Below are 22092 nucleotides of genomic sequence, written 5' to 3' on the forward strand. Positions count from 1 at the left end.
TCCTGATGTCATTCCTCGAATACGCCCCGGCCCCGGAGTCGACGGCCATCCTCGACCTCAAGCCCGAATACGGGCTGTTCATCGGCAACGAGTTCGTTCCCGCGGAGGGCGAGTCGTTCAGCACGATCTCGCCCGCCACCGAGAGGGAGATCGCCCGCATCGCGAACGCGAGCGAGGCCGACGTCGACCGCGCCGTCGCGGCCGCCCGGCGCGCCTACGACAAGACCTGGTCGAAGCTCTCGGGCCGGGACCGCGGCAAGTACCTGTTCCGCATCGCGCGGCTGGTGCAGGAGCGCGCCCGTGAACTCGCGGTCGCCGAGTCGCTCGACAACGGAAAGCCGATCAAGGAGAGCCGCGACGTCGACGTGCCTCTCGTGGCCGCGTGGTTCTTCTACTACGCCGGGTGGGCCGACAAGCTCGACTACGCCGGACTCGGCGGCAACCCGCGCGCCCTGGGAGTGGCGGCACAGGTCATCCCGTGGAACTTCCCGCTGCTCATGCTGGCGTGGAAGATCGCGCCCGCGCTGGCGGCCGGCAACACCGTCGTGCTGAAGCCCGCCGAGACGACGCCGCTCACCGCGCTGCTCTTCGCCGAGATCGTGCAGCAGGCCGACCTGCCGCCGGGTGTCGTGAACATCGTCACCGGTGCGGGGGAGACCGGCCGGGCGCTCGTCAACCACCCGGATGTCGACAAGGTCGCGTTCACCGGCTCGACCGAGGTCGGCCGGCAGATCGCCCGCTCCACCGCCGGTTCGGGCAAGAAGCTCACGCTCGAACTCGGCGGCAAGGCGGCGAACATCGTGTTCGACGACGCACCGATCGACCAGGCGGTCGAAGGCATCGTCAACGGCATCTTCTTCAACCAGGGGCACGTCTGCTGTGCCGGGTCGCGGCTGCTCGTGCAGGAGTCGATCCACGAGGACGTCGTCGAGCGGCTGAAGGCGCGGCTGTCGACCCTCCGCCTCGGCGACCCGCTCGACAAGAACACCGACATCGGGGCGATCAACAGTGCCGAGCAGCTGGAGCGCATCCGCACCCTCTCCGACGTCGGCGAGGCCGAGGGCGCCGAGCGCTGGACGGCCGAGTGCGCCATCCCCGAGAACGGGTTCTGGTTCGCGCCCACCATCTTCGACAACGTCTCGACCTCGTCGCGCATCGCCCGGGAGGAGATCTTCGGCCCGGTGCTCTCGGTGCTCACCTTCCGTACCCCCGCCGAGGCCATCGCCAAGGCCAACAACACGCCGTACGGGCTGTCGGCGGGCATCTGGAGCGACAAGGGGTCGCGCATCCTGGCCGTCGCCGACAAGTTGCGCGCCGGCGTCATCTGGGCCAACACCTTCAACCGCTTCGACCCGGCCTCGCCGTTCGGCGGCTACAAGGAGTCGGGCTACGGCCGCGAGGGCGGACGCCACGGGCTCGCCGCTTACCTGAAAGGCGCGAAATGACGCACATCGCCGTACCCAAGACCTACAAGCTGTTCATCGGTGGCGCGTTCCCGCGCAGCGAGTCCGGGCGCACCTACGAGGTGACCACGCCGAAGGGCGTGTTCCTCGCCAACGCGGCGAAGGCGTCGCGGAAGGATGCGCGTGACGCGGTCGTCGCGGCCCGCGCGGCCGTCTCGGGCTGGTCGGGGGCCACCGCCTACAACCGCGGACAGGTGCTGTACCGCGTGGCCGAGGTGCTCGAGGGCCGCCGCGCTCAGTTCGAGGACGAGATCGTGCGGCAGGAGGGCGTCTCCGCCGCCGCCGCCCGGGCGCAGGTCGACGAGGCGATCGACCGCTGGGTCTGGTACGCCGGATGGACGGACAAGTACAGCCAGGTGGCGGGCAACGCGAACCCGGTGGCCGGGCCGTACTTCAACCTCACCGTGCCCGAGCCGACCGGGGTGGTGGCCGTCATCGCCCCGCAGGACTCGTCGCTCCTCGGTCTGGTCAGCGCCATCGCGCCGGCGCTCGTGCCGGGCAACGCCGTCGTCGTGGTCGCCAGCGAGGCCTACCCGCTCTCGGCGATCACGCTGGCCGAGGTGCTCGCGACCAGCGACGTGCCGAAGGGTGCGGTGAACATCCTCACCGGCTCACCCGCCGAGATCGCGCCGTGGCTCGCCTCGCACGCCGACGTGAACGCGCTCGACCTCGTGGGCGCCTCGGCGCTCGACTGGATCGACCTCGAGATCGCGGCCGCCGAGACGCTGAAGCGCGTCTACCCGCCCGAGTCGGGCCCCGACGCGGCGGCGCCCGCGCTCGCCCGCGTGCTCGCGTTCACCGAGACGAAGACGGTCTGGCACACGAAGTCGCTCATCTGACCCTCCCGCCCATCGAACTCTTCGCGACCCGTCAGTCGTGGCCCTTCCCAGGGGTTTTCAGGGCCAAAACTGACGGGTCGGCAGGAGGGCGGGCGGCGGGGGGCGAGGAGGGCTAGCGTTCAAGGGGTGGAGAACCAACGCAGAGCCCTGGTCACCGGGGCGACCGGATACATCGGCGGACGGCTGGTGCCGCGGCTGCTCGACGCCGGGTTCACCGTACGGGTGCTCGTGCGGAACCCGGACAAGCTGCGCGACGTGCCCTGGGCCGACCGGGTGGAGGTGGTGCACGGCGACCTCGGCGACGCCGAGTCGCTCGCCGTCGCGTGCGCGGATGTCGACGTGTTCTACTACCTCGTGCACTCGATGGGCGGGCGCAAGGACTTCGAGGAGACCGAACGCGAATCGGCCGAGAACGTCGCCGCCGCCGTGGCCGCGGCAGGGGTGAAGCGCGTCGTCTACCTCGGCGGGCTGCACCCGCGGCACGGTCAGTTGTCGCCGCACCTCCGGTCGCGCGTGCAGGTGGGGCGCATCCTGCTCGAATCCGGCGTGCCGACCGCGGCGCTCCAGGCCGGGGTGGTGATCGGCTCCGGATCCACCTCGTTCGAGATGATCCGGCACCTCACCGAAGTGCTGCCCTACATGCCGGCGCCCAAGTGGGTGCGCAACCACATCCAGCCGATCGCCGTGCGCGACGTGCTGTACTATCTCGTTCACTCCGCCGACCTCCCGGCCGACGTGAACCGCACCTTCGACATCGGCGGGCCGGATGTGCTCCGGTACGGTCAGATGATGAACGGCTACGCGCTCGAGGCGGGCCTCAAGCAGCGCCCCATCGCCGCCCTGCCGGTGCTGACGCCGTGGCTCGCGTCGCAGTGGGTCAACCTCGTCACCCCCATCCCGCGAGCGCTGGCCATGCCGATCATCGCCTCGCTGCAATTCGACTGCGTGACGCACGAGCACGACATCCGTCAATACATCCCCGATCCGGAGGGCGGACTGACGCCCTACCGGCGCGCGGTGCGACTCGCGCTCGAGAAGATGAAGGAAGGCGAGGTCGAGACCAGCTGGCAGGACGGATTCGTCGAGGGAGCCGCGAGCGACCCGCTGCCGAGCGACCCCGACTGGGCCGGCCACACCGTCTACCTCGACGTGAAGGAGCGGCGCACCGCCGCCCGGGTGGAGGACCTCTGGCGGGTGATCGAGGGCATCGGCGGCCAGAACGGCTGGTACTCGTTCCCGCTCGCTTGGGCGGTGCGCGGCTGGCTCGACAAGCTGGTCGGCGGAGTGGGCCTTCGGCGCGGGCGACGCAGCGCGACCTCCCTGCACATCGGCGATGCCCTCGACTTCTGGCGGGTGGAGCGGATCGACCGCGGTTCGTTCCTGCGGCTGCGGGCCGAGATGCGGGTGCCCGGGCAGGCCTGGCTCGAGATGCGAGCCCGCCCCACCGACGACGGCGGTTCGATCTACGATCAGCGGGCCATCTTCTTTCCGCGCGGGCTCGGCGGCCGGTTGTACTGGTTCGCCATCCTGCCTTTCCACGGGGTGATCTTCAACGGGATGGCCAACCGCATCACGGCCACGGCGCTGGCCACGCAGGGAGAGCCGAAGGCGAACGGCTAAACTGGATGCTCTTCAGCAGGAGGTACGGAACGTGACCGGAAAAGCGAAGACGGTATTCGTCGGCGACAGTCTGACCGAGGGCGGTCGTTGGCAGGAGTGGTTCCCCGATGTCGAGGCGGTCAACCTCGGCGTGGCCGCAGACACCACGGAGGGGCTGATCGATCGCCTCGACGAGGTCGCTGCTGAGGACCCGGACACGGTGGTGCTGCTCATCGGCACGAACGACGTCGCGAACCGGCGCGCGGTCGAGCAGGTCGTGCGCAACATCGAGACCATCCTGGTGGAGCTGCGTCAGGCGCTGCCGGATGCGCGCATTCTGGTGCAGTCGGTGCTGCCCCGTGGGCGGGAGTACGCCGAGTTCGTCAAGGAGATCAACCGCCACGTCTGGCAGTTCGCCGCGACGGTGAAGGCGCACTACCTCGATCTCTGGCCGGTGATGGCCGAGGCCGACGGCGAGCTCAATCCCGCCTACACCACCGACCGGCTGCACCTGAACGACGCGGGCTACGAGGCCTGGCTCTCTGAGCTCGTGCCGGCCCTCGAGCGGGTGCACGACCTCCCGCCGTCGAGCCGCCCCATCCGGCTGCCCGAACTCGGCGCGATGAACGCGGCTCAATCAGCCGAGAACTCCTCGCAGGGGAACTGAGCACCAACTACTCATAACGCCACCGGGCCCGCAACACGCACTCTTGGGGTGTCGGTTCCCGATGCCGACGGTGAGCGAGGTGTGCGATGGGTCGACGTCGGTCGTCTTCGTCAATCGTGGTGGCGGCGGTGGTCTGGACCCTGGCGGCCGGCAGTCTGCTGATGGGTATGAGCCCCGCCTCTGCAGCAGAGGGTGACAGTTCAGGACCGGCTGCCGCTTTCGACGCGATGCCGGTCGTCGATCGCATCGGCGGCGCGGATCGTTACGCGGTTGCTGCCAACATCTCGCGGAGTCTCACCGAGGGCAGCAGCGTGGTCACGGTCGCGGTCATCGTCAGCGGGGAGAAGTTCCCCGACGCGCTGAGCGCGGGTGCTCTGACCCGGCCAGCGTTCGCACCACTCCTGCTGACCCGCCAGGCCGACCTGCCGGGCCCGACCCGTGACGAGCTCGTCCGGCTCCGGTCCAAGCTCGCAGAGGTCGTGATCGTCGGAGGGCCGGCATCCGTTTCCGATGACGTGGCGAATTCGATTCGTGCCCTCCTGAACCCGGGAGCTGTTGTGCGCCGAATCGACGGACCCGACCGGTTCGCAGTCTCTCGGGCGCTCCTCAACAGCGATCTCGCGCCGCCGAATCCGACGACGCTGTTCGTCGCAGACGGACGCAATTTCCCGGATGCGCTTTCCAGCACGGCCGCTGCGGCACACCTTCGCACGGGTGTGCTCCTGATCGATGGGTCGGCGCCGACTCTGACGAGCGCCGAGTTGGACATAGTCAAGCAGTTCTCCGGAACGGGGAGGTCGATCAGGATCGTCGGCGGCCCCGCGTCGGTCAGTTCTGCCCTCGAGGGGCAGATGCGCGCCGTGGCGACGGTACAGAGGCTCGGCGGCGCCGACCGCTACGACGTGTCGACGGCGGTCGCCCGCGACGCATTCTCGAGTAGCAATCCTTTCCGCCGCGCCTTCATCAGCAGCGGGAGCACGTTTCCCGATGCGCTCGTCGGCGGGGCGATGGCGGGTCAGTTCGATGCCCCACTCCTGCTGACACACGGGGATTGCGTGCCCGCGGGGGTGATGAGCTTTCTGCAAGAGCCTGTCGTCATCGAACGAGTCACCCTCCTCGGTGGCCCCTTGACGGTGGGGCCAGGGGTTGAAAACCTGACCGTGTGCTCGTAAGGGCGCGTCAGAGGCGGGGGAGCAGGGCGGTGAAGAAGCGGATGCCCGCGAAGAAGGTGTCGACGTGCATCCGCTCGTTCTTGGCGTGCAGGGTGGCGCGCTCGGCCGCCGACATCTCGAACGGGCTGAAGCGGTAGACCGTAGTGCTGACCCGGGCGAACTGACGCGAGTCGGTGGCGCCGGTCTGCACGTACGGGGTGACGATGGCGGTCGGGTAGACAGCGGCGACGGTCCGGGCGAGGAGCGTCCAGGTGTCGCCGTCCATGCGCGACACCGGCGCGGGATCGTTCGCGCTCAGCACATCGACGCGGACCAGGGGATCGGCGACGGCGCGCTCGAGGTGGCGGCGGGTCTCGTCGACCGTCGAGCCGATGGCGATCCGCACGTTCAGCACCGCCCGCGCACGCTCGGCCAGCGCGTTCGCCGCGAGCCCCGCGTCGAGCTGCGTCACCGCGACGGTGGTGCGCACGATCGCGGCGGTCTCGTCGCTCATCCGCGCGAAGATCGCCACGAGCAGCGGCCTGAACAGTCCCGCCCGGGTGAAGACGAACTTCACGGGGCCACGGCCATGCGCGCCCACGGTGCGGATCATGCGCTCCGTCACCGCGTTCAACCGTGCCCGGAACGGATGCTCGGTGATGCGCACGATCGCCCGTGCCAGACGCGCGGTCGCCGTGAGCTTGGGCGGGGTGGAGGCGTGACCGCCCTGCTGCTCGACGGTGAGGGTGAAGCTCGTCGTACCCTTCTCGCTCACCCCGACGACGGCGATGGGCCGGTCGACCGTGGGGAAGAGCTTCTCGACCACGGCGCCCCCTTCGTCGAGCACGAAGCCGACCTGCACCCCGCGCTGCTGCAGCAGGGCGACGGCTGCCACGGCGCCGCTGCCGGTCGTCTCCTCGTCGTGGCCGAAGAACAGGTAGAGATCGTGTTGCGGCCGGTACCCCGAGGCTGCAGCCCGTTCGGCGGCCTCCAGGATGGCGGCCCCCGACCCCTTGTTGTCGAGTGTCCCGCGCCCCCAGAGCAGCCGCTCGTCGCCCGTGCCCGTGACCTCGGCGGCGAACGGCGGATGCGTCCAGCCCTCGTCGGTGGCGGGCACCACGTCGTAGTGCGCCATCAGAACGGCCGCGGGCCCCGGCGTGAGACCCGGCCAGCGGAAGAGAAGACTGTGCCCGGCGACCAGCTCGCGCTCGAGCATCCGGTGCACCGCAGGGTAGAGGCGCTCGAGCGTCTCCCGGTACCGCTCGAAGGGTGACCAGTCGACGTCGGCGCTGCCGGTCGCGTCGGCGAACGGGGAGACCGTGGGGATGCGCAGCAACTCGCGCAAGCGGTCGAGCGCCGCTTCGTCGAGTGCCGCTTCGTCGGGCCCCGCTTCGTTGGGCCCCGGCTCGTTGGGCACAGCGGCGGGGTGGTCGTGGCGCGTCACGGCATCAGTCTAGGCACGGTCAACGCCCAGCCCGGGGTTGCCGAGCCGAGCGGTGGGCGGGCACCGACCTGGGTGATCGCCGTCGCGGCGGTGGTGATGCCGGCCAGCAGCGCCGCCTCGAGGCGCGAGCGGCCGATGTCACCGAGCCCTCCGCCGGCCGCCGCTGTCGCCGGGTCGGCGGTGCGGAGGAGCGACGTCGTGAAAGCGGCCCCGAAGGCGTCGCCCGCGCCCGTGGTGTCGCGGGGCGTGACGGGCACGGCCGCGGCACGCACGCATCCGGAGCGCCGGGTCGCCGCGATCGCCCCCTCGCGACCGAGGGTCAGCACCACGACGTCGTGCTGCTCGAGCAGCGCGCCGACCACATCGTCGGGCTCCCACGCGCCGGTGAGCGCGCGCCCCTCGTCGAGGTTCGGGAGGATGACCGTCGCACCGGCCATCGCCGCGAGCAGGGGAGCAGCACCATGCTCGGCGATGAACCCCGCCGACCCCGGATTCACCGACACGGATGCGCCGGCCGCACGCGCGCTCCCGATCAGTTCGGCGAAGGCGCTGCCTGCATCCGCTTCGCCGGCCCCGAAGACCGAGTAGCCCGTGAAGTGCAGGTGCGCACCCGGCCGCAGCAACTCACGCGGCACGTCCTGTGGAGACGTGAGCGCGTTCGCGCCCCGGGAGGTGAGCATGGTGCGCGTGCGGTCGGGCTGCAGCACGACCACGATCGTGCCGGTGGGCAGCTCGGCGCCCGAGAGGTGTGGGCTGACGCCGTGCTGCGCGAGCAGGGCCGAGTGCGCCGCGACATCCGGCGAACCCACGTGGCCGAAGAAGTCGACGGCGCAGCCGAGCTCGGCGAACCAGGTCGCCGCGTTCGCCGCCGAGCCGCCGGCGTGACGGGCGATCTCGGCGCTCGTGTCGGTATCGGGGCGGATGTCGCCGAGCGGCGTCACGATGATGTCGTCGATCACGTCGCCGAACACCACGACGTGCGGGATCACCGGTTCAGTCATCCGCGGCGGCGTTGAGTGCGCTCCAGGCCACCGCGATCTCACCGGCCAGCCGCACGTTGCCGCGCGCGATGTCGAGGTTCACCTCGAGGCTGCGGCCGCCCGAGGCGTCGACGATGTAGCCGAGGAGGAACGGCGTCACGGCCTTGCCCGTCACGCCCGCCTCCGCCGCGGCGGCGAAGGCGGTGGCGAGCACGCGGTCGTGCTCGGCCGGATCCCACTGCAGCGCCTCGGCGATCGGGTTCGCCACCACGATGCCCTGGCCGTGTCCCAGTTCGTCCTGCCCGCGCATCACCCGAGCGATCTCCGCGGCGTCGTCGACCTGCCAGTCGATCGTGTACCCGGATGCCCGGAGCCAGAAGCTCGGGAAGTCCACGGTGCGGTAACCCACCACGGGCACGCTCAGCGTCTCGAGCCGTTCGAGGGTGGCCGGGATGTCGAGCACGGACTTCACCCCCGCGGAGACGACCGTCACGCCCGAGCTCGCGAGCGAGGTGAGGTCGGCCGATTCGTCGAACGATTCGGCCGCTCCGCGGTGCACCCCACCGAGGCCGCCGGTCGCGAACACCCGCACACCGGCTCGGCCCGCGAGGTACGCCGTGGCTGCGACGGTGGTGGCGCCGCTGGCGCCCTTGGCGGCGAGGATCGGCAGGTCGCGCACGCTGGCCTTCACCAGGTCGTCGTTCGCGATGCGATGCACCCCGTCGTCGTCGAGCCCGATGCGCGGCACCCCGTCGAGCACCGCGATCGTGGCGGGGGTCACTCCGGCCGAGCGCAGGATCTCTTCGAACTCCATTGCCGCCGCCAGATTGCGGGGGCGGGGGAGCCCGTGCGAGATGATGGTCGACTCCAGCGCCACCACCGGCCGGCCGGCGTCGAGGGCGTCGGCCACCTCGGGCGAGAGCTGAAGCGCGGCGGGGCGCGTCATCGACTGCCCGGCCTCAGCGCAGCCGGGCTTTCAGGGCCGCCACCGGGTCGGCGGCGGTCAAGACCCCGGGGCCGAAGCGCAGCATCGTGATGGTGTGCGACACGGGACCTGCGCCCGCGCTCAACCGCGTGGCGACGGTGGCGCGCTCCCAGATGAGAATGGCCTCCTGCGCCAGCTGCACGGTGAGCCCGAGCGGCTGCGTGTTGCCGGAGCGGACGTCGGGCAGACTGTAGCCACCGAGGGCGGCGAGCGTCGAGTAGACCTCCGACACCTCCTTCTGCGGCAGCGGGACGGCGCCCTGGCCGGCGAAGACGGCGACGAACAGGCGGGCCGCCAACTCCTCCGGGTCCGCGGTCCACAGCCCCTCCGGGCCGGCGAACTGAGGACCTGGTGCAGCCTGGGGAAGTGTCATGTCTTCACCATATCGACCGACGCGTAGGATTGGCGAGACATGAGCAATCGATACGCCACACCGGCGTTCACCCGCCCCGCCCTCGCCCCGGGCATCCTCGGTGCCATCGCCCTGCTGGCGTTCATCGCCGTGGTCGGCGACGACGGCTGGTTCACCATCGCGCGCTACGTGGTGAGCATCCTCGCCCTCATCATGTGTGTGTTCGCCTGGCAGGCCAAGCAGTGGTGGTGGATCGCCCCGCTCGGCGCCATGGCGGTGCTCTGGAACCCGGTGCTCCCCATCGACCTCCCCCTCATCGCCTGGCAGATCGCGCACGTCCTGGGCGCCGCCGTGTTCGTGGCGAGCGGGCTGTTCATCAAGGTGAATCAGAAGCGCTGAATCGCGTAGACTGGTGGGGCGACGGGGAATCCCGCTCTTCGTGCCGACCGCCACTCATCTGACGTTGCTCGGCCCAGGCCCTCGTTCGAACTGCCCGCAGGTCCCGGCGGCACCGATCCGGTGCCGGCCGATCGACCGGCCGCGTGGTCTCCCGCGAAGAGGAGGCCCGCCCCGACTCCCCAGGAGAACGATGTCAAGGTCCGGCAACCGCCGAACACGCACCGCCGACAACACCGGCCTCATCCCGATCCTCGCCCGTAAGGTGCGCGAGGTCGAGGGGGCTGCCCAGCGGGGCAAGGTCGCCCCGGCGAACCGCACCAAGTTCCTCGTCGTCGCGCTGCTCATGCGCGAGGAGCGTGCCTCGATCAAGACGGATGCGACACTCACCGACGCCGAGCGCGCCGAGCAGCTGAAGCGGCTCGACGGCATCGCCTCGATCCTCGCCCGCACGGCCGCCCGCGACACCTCGCTGATCGCGCTGCTCGAGAACGACGCGGCGGTCTCGCCCTCGGCCCGCAAGCTGCGGCGCGAATACCTCGAAGACGCCGGTTACGACGTCCCCGACGAGGAGCCCGAAGCGCCGCGCCCGGTCGCCACCGTCGTGCCGCCGGAACTCGCCGAGCGCCAGGTGGTGCCGCTCTCGGTGAAGTCGCGCCAGCTCGCCAACCCGTTCCTCGCCCCCGACCTCTCGCCGGCGAAGCCGCGCACGGTGGGTCGGCTGGCCAACTGGGAGTTGCTCGGGCCGCTCTACCGCGCGTTCGAGTACGGCGCGGGCGGCACGGCCGCGAGCATGGAGCTGCCGGAGGCGCCCACCATCGACCGGCTCTCGCCCCCCGGGCACGAGCTCATGGTGCACCAGTCCCGCTTCCTGCAGAGCGTGCAGTCGGGCCACCGCACCTTCCTGCTGGCCGACGAGCCCGGTCTCGGCAAGACGGCGCAGTCGCTCCTGGCCGCATCCGTCGCCGACGCCTACCCGCTCCTGGCAGTGGTGCCGAACGTCGTGAAGATGAACTGGGCCCGCGAGGTCGAGATCTGGACCCCGCACCGCCGCGCCACCGTCGTGCACGGCGACGGCGACAACCTGGATGCGTTCGCTGACGTGGTGATCGTGAACTACGAGGTGCTCGACCGGCACCTGTCCTGGCTCGGCACGCTGGGCTTCCGCGGCATGGTGGTCGACGAGGCGCACTTCATCAAGAACCTCTCCTCGCTCCGGTCGCGGAACGTGCTGGCGCTGGCCGACCGCATCCGTCGCACCGCGCCCGGCGGCAACCCGCTGATGATCGCCCTCACCGGAACCCCGCTCATCAACGACGTCGACGACTTCCGTGCGATCTGGCAATTCCTCGGCTGGATCGACGGCACCAAGCCGACGCCGGTGCTGATGGAACGGCTCGAGGAGGTGGGGCTGACGCCCGCCGACGCCGGGTTCTTCGCCGAGGCGCGCGAGGCCGTGATCGACATGGGCATCGTGCGCCGCCGCAAGATCGACGTGGCGGCCGACCTGCCGTCCAAGCGCATCGTCGACCTCCCGGTCGAGCTCGACGACGACCTGGGGCGGTCGATCCGCGACGCCGAGCGCGAGCTGGCTGCGCGGCTGGTCACCCGCTACCGGCGCCTGGTCGCGGCGCGCGCGAACGCTCGTGGCGACGAGGTCGACGAGCTGCCCGACGACGACCTCATGCGGCTCGTGGCCCGCCAGGAGCTCGAAGACACCAAGGCGACCGAGGAGGGCCTCAACGTCTTCACGATGGTGCGCCAGATCGGTACGGCGAAGGCCGGCCTCGCCGCCGACTACGCGGCCCAGCTGGCGCGCTCGGTGGGCAAGGTGGTCTTCTTCGCCAAGCACATCGCCGTGATGGATGCCGCGGAGGAGCTGTTCGCGAAGCGGGAGCTCAAGACGGTGTCCATTCGCGGCGACCAGTCGGCCACGCTCCGGCAGCGCGAGATCGATGCGTTCAACAACGACCCCGAGGTCTCCGTCGCGGTCTGTTCGCTCACCGCGGCAGGCGTCGGACTCAACCTCCAGGCCGCGTCGAACGTGGTGCTCGCCGAGCTCTCCTGGACGGCGGCCGAGCAGACCCAGGCCATCGACCGCGTGCACCGCATCGGTCAGGAGGAGCCGGTGACGGCCTGGCGCATCATCGCCGCCCAGACCATCGACACCCGCATCGCCGAGCTCATCGACTCAAAGCAGGGGCTCGCGGCGCGCGCGCTCGATGGGTCCGATGAGGAGGTCGGGTCCACCGACTCGGTGCAGCTCGACGCTCTTGTGTCTCTGTTGCGCTCGGCTCTGGAGGGGTGACATAGCGGGGGGACGAAGGGGGCTGGCGGATTTTCGTCCCGGCCTAAGGGTTGAGCGGAGCTCAAAGGCGGCCGGGACGAAAATCCGCCAGCCCCCTTCTCTTGTTATGTGTACAGTGTTCACATGACCGGGAGGGGTGTTCGATGAGGTTCATGATGTTCGTGATGGCGGATGCACAGCCGGACGACGTCGCCGACGACTCCGATGTCGATGTCTGGGTCGAGGAGCACGATGCGGCGGGGGAGCGGCTGCTGGGCGACATTCTCGATCCGAGTTCGGCGAAGGTCGTCAGGGTGCGGAACGGCGAGCGCCTGGTCACCGACGGAGCGGTGCCGGGTGTGACCGATTCGATCTGGGGGTTCGACATCCTCGAGGCGCCGGATTTCGACCGGGCGCTCGAGATCGCGGCCGGGCATCCGATGGCCCGCAACGGCCGCCTCGAACTGCGGCCGTTCCCCGGCTAGGCGGCGCGGCCGAGCACGTCGAGGAGCCAGGCGTACTCCTCGGCGATCTCCTTCCACCGTTCGTAGCGGCCGGAGACCCCACCGTGGCCCGCCGACATCTCGGTGCGCAGGAGCACGGGTGCGCCGACGGTGCGGAGGCGCGCCGTCCACTTCGCCGGCTCCACGTAGAGCACGCGGGTGTCGTTGAGGCTCGTGACCGCCAGGATGCGCGGGTAGGCCTGCTCGGAGACGTTCTCACAAGGCGAGTACGACTTCATGTAGGCGTAGACCTCGGGGTCGTGCAGCGGATCCCCCCACTCGTCCCACTCGATCACGGTCAGTGGGAGCGACGGGTCGAGGATCGAGGTGAGCGGGTCGACGAACGGCACCTGCGCCAGGATGCCGGCGAACAGCTGTGGTGCCAGGTTCGCGACCGCGCCCATCAGGAGTCCGCCCGCACTGCCGCCCTGCGCGGCGAGGAGCTGCGGGGTGGTGAGCCCGGCGCCGATGACGTGCTGGGCGCACGCGATGAAATCGGTGAAGGTGTTCTTCTTCGTGAGGGTCTTGCCGGTCTCGTACCAGTGCCGGCCGAGTTCGCCGCCGCCGCGCACGTGCGCGATGGCGAACACGACGCCGCGGTCCAGGAGCGACAGCCGGGCCACCGAGAAGCTCGGATCGATCGACGACTCGTACGAGCCGTAGCCGTAGAGCACCAGAGGTGCGGGGGAGCCGGAGGCCAGCACCTCGCGGCGCCCGACGAGGGAGATCGGCACCCGAACCCCGTCGGGTGCGACCGCCCACTCGCGGCGCTGCTCGTAGAGCGCCGGGTCGTACCCGCCCTGCACCGGATGCCGCTTCAGCAGGGTCGACTCGCCGGAGACGACGTCGTAGTCGAACACCGACGACGGGGTGACGAACGAGGTGTACCCGTAGCGCACCGTCGGCTGCGACCACTCCGGGTTCCCTGCGGTGCCCACCGCGAACAGCGGCTCGTCGAACTCGACCGGCACCAGCGCCGAGCCGTCGATGGACGTCGCATCCGCCGCGAGCGGCAGCACGGCGATGCGGGTGAGCCCGTCGCGCCGGTAGTCGACCGTGAGGTGAGTGGCGAAGGCATCCACCTCCTCGAGGCGCACGGCGGGGTCGTGCGCCAGCACGGTGTGCCAGGATGCCCGATCGGCCGGCCGGGCCGGGTCGACGTCGATCAGTTCGAAGTTCTCGGCGCCGTCGTTGTGCAGGATGAGCAGGCGATCCTGTCCGCCCACGACCGCGTGCTCCACCGAGTACTCGACGCCCTCCCGCCGCGGCCAGACGACCCGGAAGCCCGCAGCCGGGTCGAGGGTGTCCAGAAGCAGCACCTCGCTGGTGATCTTCGACCCGAGGGCGATCTCGAGGTAGCGCTTGCTGCGGGTCAGTCCGACCCCCACCCAGTAGCGCTCGTCGGGTTCGGTGAAGATCTGCGCGTCGTCGCCGGCGGCGGTGCCGACGCGGTGGCGCCACACCGTGTCGGGGCGCCAGGCCTCGTCGACCGTGAGGTAGTAGACGTCCTGCCCGTCGCCGGAGAAGACCGCCCCGGGAAAGGTCTGCTCGATCAGGTCGGGCAGATCGACCCCGGTGCGCAGGTCGCGGATGCGGAGGGTGTAGCGCTCGTCGCCCGCCGTGTCGACCGCGTAGGCCAGCAGGTTGCCGTCGGGGCTGACGTCGAAGGAGCCGAGTGAGTAGAAGTCGTGACCCTCGGCCTCGAGGTTGTCGTCGAGCACCACCTGTTCGCCCGGGATGGCGGCGCCGGGCGCGATGGCCGGCGGCGTCCAGTCTTCCTCGCCCCCGATCGGCGCCCGGCAGTGCACGCCATACTGCGCGCCCTCGACCGTGCGGGTGTAGTACCAGAAGCCGCCGTCGCGCACCGGGACGGAGAGGTCGGTCTCGAGGGTGCGCGCCTTGATCTCGTCGAAGATGCGCTGTCGCAGCTCGGTGAGGTGCGCTGTCTGCGCGTCGGTGTAGGCGTTCTCGGCCTCGAGATAGGCGATCGTCTCCGGGTTCTCCTTGTCTCGCAACCACTCGAAGGGGTCGATCACGACGTCGCCGTGCTGGGTTCGCTCGAACGGGATCTGCCGGGCGACGGGAGGGAGAGCATCCATGGTTCCAGCGTAGAGCGACGATCGAGTTGACCTCGACGGAGGCGGATGCGAGTATCGTCACGGCTCCTGTTCGGGCCACCCGACGACCGCGAACATCCGGTGAACATTCACACCCGCCGGATCGGCGCGCGACGGAGGCGATCAAGGCTGGAGAGGCACGGGTGGATCTGACCGTCATCGTCGTGCTCGTCATCAGCCTGGCGCTGTTCTTCGACTTCACGAACGGGTTCCACGACACGGCGAACGCCATGGCGACGCCGATCGCCACCGGCGCGCTGAAGCCGAAGGTGGCCGTGGCCTTGGCCGCGGCGCTGAACCTCGTGGGGGCCTTCCTCAGCACCGAGGTGGCGAAGACCATCTCGAACGGGTTGATCAAAGAGGGCGACGGCGGGGTGCAGATCCTGCCCGAGATGATCTTCGCCGGCCTCATCGGCGCCATCGTCTGGAACCTCGTCACCTGGTTGTTCGGCCTGCCGTCGAGTTCGTCGCACGCGCTGTTCGGCGGCCTGATCGGTGCCGCGATCGTGGGGGCCGGGTTCGGTTCGGTCGACTACAGCGTGCTGGTGAGCAAGGTCATCCTGCCCGCGGTCATCGCCCCGGTGGTGGCGGGTGTCGTCGCGTTCACCGCGACCAGGCTCGCCTACCTCATCACGCGGATGCCCGCCTCGTCGGCGCAATCGGGCGTGCGGGGGCGGTTCCGCTACGGCCAGATCTTCTCCTCGTCGCTCGTCGCGCTCGCGCACGGCACCAACGACGCGCAGAAGACCATGGGCGTGATCACCCTCATGCTCATCTCCGCCGGGTTGCAGGACTCCGGGAGCGGGCCGCAGATCTGGGTCATCATCACCTGCGCTGTCGCGATCGCGCTCGGCACGTACATGGGTGGCTGGCGCATCATCCGAACCCTCGGCGCCGGACTCACCGAGGTGAAGCCCGCCCAGGGCTTCGCCGCCGAGACGAGCACGGCCGCGACCATCCTCGCCTCCAGCCACCTCGGCTTCGCCCTCTCCACCACCCAGGTCGCCTCGGGATCGGTGATCGGCTCCGGCCTCGGCCGCAAGGGCGCCTCGGTGCGCTGGCGCACGGTGGGGCGCATCGGTCTCGGCTGGGCCATGACGCTGCCCGCCTCGGCCATCGTGGGGGCGTTGGCGGCTCTCGTCGCCACCCTCGGCACCACGGGCATCCTGATCGACCTGGTGCTCGGCCTCGCCGTCATCATCACGATCTTCCTGCTCTCCCGGCGCAACCGCGTCGACTCGAACAACGCCATCAGCGAGGTCGACGCCGCTGCCGTCGCTGTGCGCAGCCCGAAGGCCACTCGGCGCAAGCGGAAGGCGGCCGGATGATCGACTGGGCTTCGTTCGTGGCGGTCGCACTGGCGTCGCTGTTCTCCACCGCGGTGGTGGTCAGCCTGTATTCCTTCGGGCTGCGCTTCCGTGCGCTCACGCATCCGGATGCCCGCACCGGCGAACCCGTGCGCCCCGGGTACGCGACGGTGCTCTCCTACCTCTGCTTCGGCCTCAGCGCCTGCGCGGTGCTCTTCGGCATCTACCTGATCGTGCCGTTCCTCCACTCGTAGTTCTCGGGCTCGGTCGTTCTTGTGAGGCGTGGGGCGCGTTCCCGGGCTCGCGCTCGTACCATGGAGTCATGACCGTCGAGTCCGCCGCCGCAACCGACACCGTCCCCGTCGCCGCGATCGTGCCCGCCCTGCGCACGGCTTTCGACCGCGGGGTGACCCGCCCGTTGCGGTGGCGCATCGAGCAGCTGAACGCGCTCAAACGGATGCTCGAGGAGCGCTCCTCGGAGATCGAGGACGCCCTCTTCCACGACCTCGGCAAGAACCCGGCCGAGGCGCAGCTCACCGAGGTGGGCATCGTGCTCTCGGAGATCGCCCACACCCTGACGCACCTGCGCGGCTGGCTGCGGCCGCGCCGCGTCGCGGTTCCGCTCGCGATCGCACCGGCCTCCGCCTCGACGATGCTCGAGCCGCTCGGCGTGGTGCTCGTGATCGCGCCGTGGAACTACCCGGTGCAATTGCTGCTCGCGCCCCTGATCGGCGCGCTGGCGGCCGGCAACGCGGTGCTGCTGAAGCCGAGCGAACTCGCACCGGCGACCTCCGCCCTCCTGGCGGCGCTCGTGCGCGAGTACCTCGACCCGCGCGCCGTCGCCGTCGTGGAGGGCGGGGTGGAGGAGACGACCGAACTCCTCGCCGAGCGCTTCGACCACATCTTCTACACCGGTAACGGCACGGTGGGCCGCATCGTGATGACGGCCGCGGCGAAGCACCTGACGCCCGTGACCCTCGAGCTCGGCGGCAAGTCGCCGGTGTACGTCGACGACACGGTCGATCTGGCAGCGGCCGCTCGGCGCATCGCCTGGGGCAAGTTCATGAACGCCGGCCAGACCTGCGTCGCCCCCGACTACCTGCTCGCCACCCCGGCGGTGGCGGAGCGTCTCGTGCCGCACCTCCTGGAGGCGATCGGCGAGCTCTACGAGGGCGACCCGCGGTCGAGTTCGAGCTACGGCCGCATCGTCAACGATCGCCAGTTCAGCCGGCTCACCGGTCTGCTGGCGGGCGAGACGGTGCTCGCCGGGGGCCGCTCCGACGAGCGCACGCGGTATCTCGCGCCGACCGTGCTCGGCGACGTCGCCCGCGACGCGCCGGTGATGCGCCAGGAGATCTTCGGGCCGATCCTGCCGATCGTGCACGTCGACGGTCTCGACGACGCGATCGCGTTCATCCGCTCCGGCGACAAGCCGCTCGCGCTCTACGCGTTCACGAACTCGAAGACCGCGGCTCGCCGCATCCTCACCGAGACCTCATCGGGTGCGGTGGGCTTCGGTGTGCCGGCCGCGCACCTGTCGGTGCCGGGGCTGCCGTTCGGCGGAGTGGGGGAGAGCGGCATGGGGCACTACCACGGGCGGCGGAGCGTGGAGACCTTCAGCCATGAGAAGGCGGTGCTGCACAAGCGGCTGGCGCCGGACACGCTGCGACTCGTCTACCCGCCGTTCACCGAGCGCAAAGACGGATTCATTCGTGGATTGCTCCGCCGCTTGAGCTGAGGCGGCGGGTAGAGTCGATGTCGTCCAGCCACAAGCGACACGACACAGCAATGGAGCACACCCCGTGACCACCCGTCTCGAAACCGACAGTCTCGGCTCGATCGAAATCCCCGCCGACGCCTACTGGGGCATCCACACCGCGCGGGCGCAGGAGAACTTCCCGATCAGCCGGCGGCCCATCTCCGTCTACCCCGACCTCATCAACGCCCTCGCCATCGTGAAGCAGGCGGCGGCCCGCGCGAACCGCGAAATCGGGGTCCTGGAGGGCTGGAAGGCCGACTGGATCGAGGAGGCGTGCGAGCGCATCCGGGCCGGGGAGTTCCACGACCAGTTCGTGGTGGGGGTCATCCAGGGCGGCGCCGGAACCTCGACGAACATGAACGCCAACGAGGTCATCGCGAACGTGGCACTGGTGGCGCACGGGCATCCGCAGGGCTCGTACGACGTGCTGCACCCGCTCGACGACGTGAACCGCAGCCAGTCGACCAACGACGTGTACCCCACCGCGGTGAAGCTCGCCATGTGCTTCTCGCTCGATCGGCTGATGGCCGAGCACGCGCTGCTGCGCGACGCCTTCGCTGCGAAGGGGCTCGAGTTCGCGCACGTGCTGAAGGTGGGCCGTACCCAGCTGCAGGACGCGGTGCCGATGACGCTCGGCCAGGAGTTCCACGGCTTCGCCACGACGCTCACCGAGGACCTGGAGCGGATGCGGCACACCCTGCCCCTGCTCTGGGAGATAAATCTCGGCGCGACCGCGATCGGCACCGGCATCACCGCCGACCCGGCGTACGCGTCGACCGTGTGCCGGCACCTGCGCGAGCTGACCGGCTTCCAGCACGTGACCGCCGCCGACCTGGTGGAGGCCACGAGCGACGCCGGCGTGTTCATGACGCTCTCGGGCGTGCTCAAGCGCTCGGCCATCAAGCTGTCGAAGATCTGCAACGACCTGCGGCTGCTCTCGAGCGGCCCGCAGGCGGGGCTCGGCGAGATCAACCTGCCGCCGCGACAGGCCGGGTCGAGCATCATGCCGGGGAAGGTCAACCCGGTCATCCCCGAGGTGGTGAACCAGGTCGCCTTCGCGGTGGCCGGTGCCGATGTGACGGTGATGATGGCGGCCGAGGGCGGGCAACTGCAGCTGAACGCCTTCGAGCCGGTGATCGCGCACTCGCTGCTGCAGAGTCTCGCCTGGATGACGGGCGGCTGCCGCACCCTGCGCGAGAACTGCGTGGTGGGCATCACCGCGAACCTCGACCGGCTCGACACGATGGTGTCCACCTCGGTCGGGGTCGTCACGGCGCTGACGCCGTACATCGGCTACGCGGCCGCCTCCGCCCTGGCGAAGACGGCCCTGCTGACGCATCGCAACATCGCCGACCTGGTGGTCGAGGCCGACCTGATGAGCCGCGAGCGCGTCATGAAGCTCATCTCCCCGGCCCGCCTCTCAGGCATCGAGGCCATCACCGCCGCCATCCCCGTGACGGAGCCGCCGCGGGTGTGACCGGTTCATCCCGGCCGGGCCGCGGGGTCAGTCCTCGAGCACTCGGCAGTGGGTCGTGAGCTGGCCGATGCCGTCGATCCAGATGGTGACCGTGGAGTGGTTCTTCAAGAAGATCTGGGGCTTGCGGGAGTAGCCGGCGCCGGCAGGGGAGCCCGTGGAGATGAGCGTTCCGGGCAGCAGGGTGGTCGACTGCGAGAGCACGCTGATCAGCTTGGCGACGCTGTGGATCATCTCGCTCGTCGACGAATCCTGCACCGTGCGGCCGTCGAGCACGGTGCCGAGGCGCAGGTCCTGCGGATCGGGGACCTCGTCGGCGGTCACCACCACGGGCCCCACCGGCGTGAAGCCGTCGAAGCTCTTGCACCGGATCCACTGCGCCTCGCTGAATTGCACGTTACGGGCCGTGATGTCGTTCACGATGGTGTAGCCGAAGACGTGGTCGAGCGCATCCGCGATGCTCACGTTCTTGGCGGGCTTGCCGATGATGACACCCAGCTCGGCCTCGTAGTCGACCTCGGTCGAGAGCGACTGCGGCCAGCTGGTGGTGCCCTCATGCGGCGCCAGCGAGCTCGGCCAGAACGCGAAGACCGTGGGGGCTGCCGCCATGTCGAGGTTGAGCTCCGAGGCGTGCGCGCCGTAGTTCAGGCCGATCGCGATGATGGCCGGGGGGCGGGAGACCGCGGGTGCGTGCTCGAAGTCGGCCAGATCACGCGCATCCTGCCAACCGTGCCCGGCGACGGCGGCGCGGATGCGTGCCAGCTCGGCTTCGCCGCGCTCGATGAGCTCCTGGAGGTCGCGCGGCGCGTCGTCCACCACCGCCGAGACGGGCAGCACCCGGTGCTCGTCGACGAGGTAGAACCCCGCAGTCTCTGGCCCGGAGGCGGAACGGGGGGTCAGGTGCGCGAATCTCACCACTTCAGGCTATCGGGGCCTCATGGCAGGCTGGTTGGAGTGTCGGCACAGCGTTGGATCCGGTACGCTGTCGGATGTCGCGAAGGTGAGGATTGCTCTTGACGATGTTCGATCCCGGCCGGCCTCCCTCGGCCGCGCCTCTCTCCGCGGTGGCACAACCCGATGCTGCGCTGCCACCGATGCCCGAGATCTCGCCCGTGGGGCCGGTGCGGCGAACTCGCACCGGCAGCTTCGCGCTGGCCGTGGTGGGCATCATCGTGCTCGGCTTCGTCTTTCTCGCGGTCGCGGGCTACCTGGTGCTGGGGCTCGGTCCGGCGGCCTTCGTGATCTGCGGCATCCTCGCCCTCGTGCCGCTCGCCGTGGTGCTCACGGTCATCACCGTCATCGACCGGTGGGAGCCCGAGCCGCGGCCGGCGTTGTGGTTTGCGTTCCTCTGGGGAGCCGCAGCGTCCATCGCGATCGCGCTCATCGTCGATTTCGGCGTGCAGCTCACCGTCGCCGTGCTGAGCGACGGGCAGAACACCACGAGCGACCTCTGGGGCTCGGTCATCCAGGCGCCGATCGTCGAGGAGGGCGCGAAGGCCGCCGGGGTGCTCATCCTGCTGCTGTTCTTCCGCAAGCAGTTCGACGGCCCCATCGACGGCCTCGTCTACGGTGCGACCGTCGCCGCCGGGTTCGCGTTCACCGAGAACATCCTCTATTTCGGGCAGTCGCTGATCGAGTCCGGGGGAGTGGGGCTCGGCTTCACCTTCGTGCTGCGGGGCATCATGTCCCCGTTCGCCCACGTCATGTTCACCTCCTGCACGGGCGTGGCCTTGGGCTTCGCGGCGCGACGCAAGGGCTGGCTCCGTGGGGTCGGCATCTTCTTGGTGGGGCTCCTGCTCGCCATGGCGCTGCACGCGCTGTGGAACGGTTCTTCGTTCATCGTCTCGGGCCTCGACGGCTTCTTCCTCATCTACTTCGTGGTGCAGGTGCCGCTGTTCGCACTGGCGGTCGTCTTCGTGGTGCTGCTGCGCAAGTCGGAGGCCAAACTGACCAGGGCGAGGCTCACCGAGTACGCCGACGCCGGCTGGTTCAGCCCGGCCGAGGTCGACATGCTGTCCTCCGGCGCAGGCCGCCGCCAGGCGGTGCGCTGGGCGCGCACGCTGCCCGGCAACGGCGCATCGGCGCTCCGATCGTTCGTGCGGCACGCCACCCGGTTGGCCTTCGTGCGGCAGCGCATGCTCGTCGATCGTGCGAACATCGCCCCGAAGCAGGACGAGGCCGAGTTGCTCGACGCCATCCTGGGCGACCGGGTGGCGCTGGCCGCCGCATCCGTCATCCGCCCGGTGTGACGGCGGATGCGCGGGCGGCTTTGACCTGGCCTCGCCCGTGGGATTGGATGGAAGCATGACTGATTCCAACGGCACCAAGCCCGAAATCGAATTCCCCGAGGGCCCGGCGCCCACCACCCTCGAGATCGTCGACATCGTCGAGGGCACCGGCGCCGAGGCGACGCCGGGCGCGACCGTCGAGGTGCACTACCTCGGCGTCGAGTACGAGACCGGCGAGGAGTTCGACTCCTCGTGGAACCGCGGCGAGACGATCACCTTCCCGCTGAACGGCCTGATCGCCGGCTGGCAGGAGGGCATCCCCGGCATGAAGGCGGGCGGCCGCCGCAAGCTCACGATCCCGCCGCACCTCGCCTATGGTCCGGCCGGCTCCGGCCACTTCCTGGCCGGCAAGACCCTGATCTTCGTGATCGACCTGGTGAACGTGCCCTAACGCACTGCACTTCACCTGCCGGACACCTGTGCCACGGCATCCTCCCGGTTTGCGGCGCGTAGAATGTATCGCCGGATTCTGGGAGGTGCC

20 protein-coding genes are annotated in these 22092 nt (G+C 69.9%); 14 read left to right on the forward strand and 6 right to left on the reverse strand.

The annotated features are described in order from the left end of the window. Positions 1–5 precede the first annotated feature (5 nt). The 5 genes from AC3WLB_RS08285 to AC3WLB_RS08305 all read left to right on the forward strand — a co-directional run bounded on the left by AC3WLB_RS08285 (position 6) and on the right by AC3WLB_RS08305 (position 5740). Positions 6–1445 carry an aldehyde dehydrogenase family protein gene (locus tag AC3WLB_RS08285; protein WP_492505008.1) on the forward strand — a complete coding sequence of 480 codons (1440 nt, stop codon included), beginning with the start codon at positions 6–8 and terminating at the stop codon, positions 1443–1445. Then, positions 1442–2302: an aldehyde dehydrogenase family protein gene (locus tag AC3WLB_RS08290; RefSeq protein ID WP_492505010.1), complete on the forward strand. Its 861-nt coding sequence runs from the start codon at positions 1442–1444 to the stop codon at positions 2300–2302. The genes AC3WLB_RS08285 and AC3WLB_RS08290 overlap by 4 nt, the downstream gene beginning before the upstream one ends. 126 nt (positions 2303–2428) lie before the next feature. Next, positions 2429–3922 (forward strand): SDR family oxidoreductase, encoded by a 1494-nt coding sequence (locus AC3WLB_RS08295; RefSeq protein ID WP_492505012.1) that lies wholly within the window; start codon positions 2429–2431, stop codon positions 3920–3922. A 31-nt stretch (positions 3923–3953) separates the two neighbouring features. Then, positions 3954–4568, forward strand: coding sequence for an SGNH/GDSL hydrolase family protein (locus tag AC3WLB_RS08300; RefSeq protein WP_022895048.1), 615 nt, complete (start codon positions 3954–3956; stop codon positions 4566–4568). Positions 4569–4654: 86 nt separating this feature from the next. After that, a complete protein-coding gene (locus AC3WLB_RS08305; protein ID WP_492505014.1) occupies positions 4655–5740 on the forward strand; it encodes a cell wall-binding repeat-containing protein in 1086 nt (361 codons plus the stop codon). Between the two features lie 7 nt (positions 5741–5747). Here the strand turns inward: AC3WLB_RS08305 and AC3WLB_RS08310 are convergent, their stop codons facing one another. The 4 genes from AC3WLB_RS08310 to AC3WLB_RS08325 are packed head-to-tail and all read right to left on the reverse strand — an operon-like array spanning position 5748 to position 9501. Then, entirely contained in the window at positions 5748–7163 is a 1416-nt protein-coding gene (locus AC3WLB_RS08310) for a M20/M25/M40 family metallo-hydrolase (RefSeq protein WP_492505016.1), read from the reverse strand. Further along, the gene (locus AC3WLB_RS08315; RefSeq protein ID WP_492505018.1) at positions 7160–8164 is read right to left on the reverse strand and encodes a carbohydrate kinase family protein; all 1005 of its coding nucleotides are present in this window, start codon (positions 8162–8164) and stop codon (positions 7160–7162) included. Before AC3WLB_RS08315 ends, AC3WLB_RS08310 begins: the two co-directional genes overlap by 4 nt. After that, the gene (locus AC3WLB_RS08320) at positions 8157–9089 is read right to left on the reverse strand and encodes a pseudouridine-5'-phosphate glycosidase (RefSeq protein ID WP_492505020.1); all 933 of its coding nucleotides are present in this window, start codon (positions 9087–9089) and stop codon (positions 8157–8159) included. The genes AC3WLB_RS08315 and AC3WLB_RS08320 overlap by 8 nt, the downstream gene beginning before the upstream one ends. Positions 9090–9102: 13 nt before the next feature. After that, complete coding sequence (locus AC3WLB_RS08325) at positions 9103–9501, reverse strand: hypothetical protein (RefSeq protein WP_022895168.1); 399 nt, start codon at positions 9499–9501, stop codon at positions 9103–9105. Positions 9502–9540: 39 nt separating this feature from the next. On the opposite strand from AC3WLB_RS08325, the gene AC3WLB_RS08330 reads away from it, so the two are divergent. The 3 genes from AC3WLB_RS08330 to AC3WLB_RS08340 all read left to right on the forward strand — a co-directional run bounded on the left by AC3WLB_RS08330 (position 9541) and on the right by AC3WLB_RS08340 (position 12648). Beyond that, positions 9541–9879, forward strand: coding sequence for a DUF6804 family protein (locus AC3WLB_RS08330; protein WP_492505022.1), 339 nt, complete (start codon positions 9541–9543; stop codon positions 9877–9879). 190 nt (positions 9880–10069) lie between these two features. Further along, the gene (locus AC3WLB_RS08335; RefSeq protein ID WP_492505024.1) at positions 10070–12184 is read left to right on the forward strand and encodes a DEAD/DEAH box helicase; all 2115 of its coding nucleotides are present in this window, start codon (positions 10070–10072) and stop codon (positions 12182–12184) included. Positions 12185–12327: 143 nt separating this feature from the next. Next, positions 12328–12648, forward strand: coding sequence for a YciI family protein (locus AC3WLB_RS08340; RefSeq protein ID WP_492505026.1), 321 nt, complete (start codon positions 12328–12330; stop codon positions 12646–12648). Here AC3WLB_RS08340 and AC3WLB_RS08345 read toward each other — a convergent pair. Then, positions 12645–14765 carry a S9 family peptidase gene (locus AC3WLB_RS08345; RefSeq protein WP_492505028.1) on the reverse strand — a complete coding sequence of 707 codons (2121 nt, stop codon included), beginning with the start codon at positions 14763–14765 and terminating at the stop codon, positions 12645–12647. The two genes, AC3WLB_RS08340 and AC3WLB_RS08345, sit on opposite strands and share 4 nt — an antisense overlap. Before the next feature lie 161 nt (positions 14766–14926). Between AC3WLB_RS08345 and AC3WLB_RS08350 the strand changes: the two genes are divergently transcribed. The 4 genes from AC3WLB_RS08350 to AC3WLB_RS08365 all read left to right on the forward strand — a co-directional run bounded on the left by AC3WLB_RS08350 (position 14927) and on the right by AC3WLB_RS08365 (position 19326). Further along, on the forward strand, positions 14927–16111 hold the full coding sequence (locus tag AC3WLB_RS08350; protein ID WP_492505030.1) for an inorganic phosphate transporter: 1185 nt from the start codon (positions 14927–14929) through the stop codon (positions 16109–16111). After that, positions 16108–16344 carry a hypothetical protein gene (locus AC3WLB_RS08355; protein WP_022897131.1) on the forward strand — a complete coding sequence of 79 codons (237 nt, stop codon included), beginning with the start codon at positions 16108–16110 and terminating at the stop codon, positions 16342–16344. Before AC3WLB_RS08350 ends, AC3WLB_RS08355 begins: the two co-directional genes overlap by 4 nt. Before the next feature lie 68 nt (positions 16345–16412). After that, a complete protein-coding gene (locus AC3WLB_RS08360) occupies positions 16413–17828 on the forward strand; it encodes an aldehyde dehydrogenase family protein (RefSeq protein WP_492505033.1) in 1416 nt (471 codons plus the stop codon). 64 nt (positions 17829–17892) lie between these two features. Further along, positions 17893–19326 (forward strand): aspartate ammonia-lyase, encoded by a 1434-nt coding sequence (locus AC3WLB_RS08365; protein WP_492505035.1) that lies wholly within the window; start codon positions 17893–17895, stop codon positions 19324–19326. A 27-nt stretch (positions 19327–19353) separates the two neighbouring features. On the opposite strand, the gene AC3WLB_RS08370 is transcribed toward AC3WLB_RS08365, so the two are convergent. Then, positions 19354–20238 (reverse strand): fumarylacetoacetate hydrolase family protein, encoded by an 885-nt coding sequence (locus AC3WLB_RS08370; protein WP_492505037.1) that lies wholly within the window; start codon positions 20236–20238, stop codon positions 19354–19356. Between the two features lie 104 nt (positions 20239–20342). On the opposite strand from AC3WLB_RS08370, the gene AC3WLB_RS08375 reads away from it, so the two are divergent. After that, a complete protein-coding gene (locus AC3WLB_RS08375) occupies positions 20343–21572 on the forward strand; it encodes a PrsW family intramembrane metalloprotease (protein WP_492505638.1) in 1230 nt (409 codons plus the stop codon). Positions 21573–21627: 55 nt separating this feature from the next. Then, positions 21628–22002 (forward strand): FKBP-type peptidyl-prolyl cis-trans isomerase, encoded by a 375-nt coding sequence (locus AC3WLB_RS08380; protein ID WP_022897135.1) that lies wholly within the window; start codon positions 21628–21630, stop codon positions 22000–22002. The last annotated feature ends 90 nt before the right edge of the window (positions 22003–22092 follow it).

The organism is Herbiconiux sp. FW305-C-125 (assembly GCF_058783455.1).

Coding starts and splice junctions, on each gene's coding strand:
- AC3WLB_RS08285 (WP_492505008.1), top strand. CDS start 6: ATGTCATTCCTCGAATACGCCCCGGCCCCGGAGTCGACGGCCATCCTC.
- AC3WLB_RS08355 (WP_022897131.1), top strand. CDS start 16,108: ATGATCGACTGGGCTTCGTTCGTGGCGGTCGCACTGGCGTCGCTGTTC.
- AC3WLB_RS08305 (WP_492505014.1), top strand. CDS start 4,655: ATGGGTCGACGTCGGTCGTCTTCGTCAATCGTGGTGGCGGCGGTGGTC.
- AC3WLB_RS08340 (WP_492505026.1), top strand. CDS start 12,328: ATGAGGTTCATGATGTTCGTGATGGCGGATGCACAGCCGGACGACGTC.
- AC3WLB_RS08320 (WP_492505020.1), bottom strand. CDS start 9,089: ATGACGCGCCCCGCCGCGCTTCAGCTCTCGCCCGAGGTGGCCGACGCC.
- AC3WLB_RS08290 (WP_492505010.1), top strand. CDS start 1,442: ATGACGCACATCGCCGTACCCAAGACCTACAAGCTGTTCATCGGTGGC.
- AC3WLB_RS08315 (WP_492505018.1), bottom strand. CDS start 8,164: ATGACTGAACCGGTGATCCCGCACGTCGTGGTGTTCGGCGACGTGATC.
- AC3WLB_RS08335 (WP_492505024.1), top strand. CDS start 10,070: ATGTCAAGGTCCGGCAACCGCCGAACACGCACCGCCGACAACACCGGC.
- AC3WLB_RS08360 (WP_492505033.1), top strand. CDS start 16,413: ATGACCGTCGAGTCCGCCGCCGCAACCGACACCGTCCCCGTCGCCGCG.
- AC3WLB_RS08345 (WP_492505028.1), bottom strand. CDS start 14,765: ATGGATGCTCTCCCTCCCGTCGCCCGGCAGATCCCGTTCGAGCGAACC.
- AC3WLB_RS08375 (WP_492505638.1), top strand. CDS start 20,343: ATGTTCGATCCCGGCCGGCCTCCCTCGGCCGCGCCTCTCTCCGCGGTG.
- AC3WLB_RS08380 (WP_022897135.1), top strand. CDS start 21,628: ATGACTGATTCCAACGGCACCAAGCCCGAAATCGAATTCCCCGAGGGC.
- AC3WLB_RS08330 (WP_492505022.1), top strand. CDS start 9,541: ATGAGCAATCGATACGCCACACCGGCGTTCACCCGCCCCGCCCTCGCC.
- AC3WLB_RS08325 (WP_022895168.1), bottom strand. CDS start 9,501: ATGACACTTCCCCAGGCTGCACCAGGTCCTCAGTTCGCCGGCCCGGAG.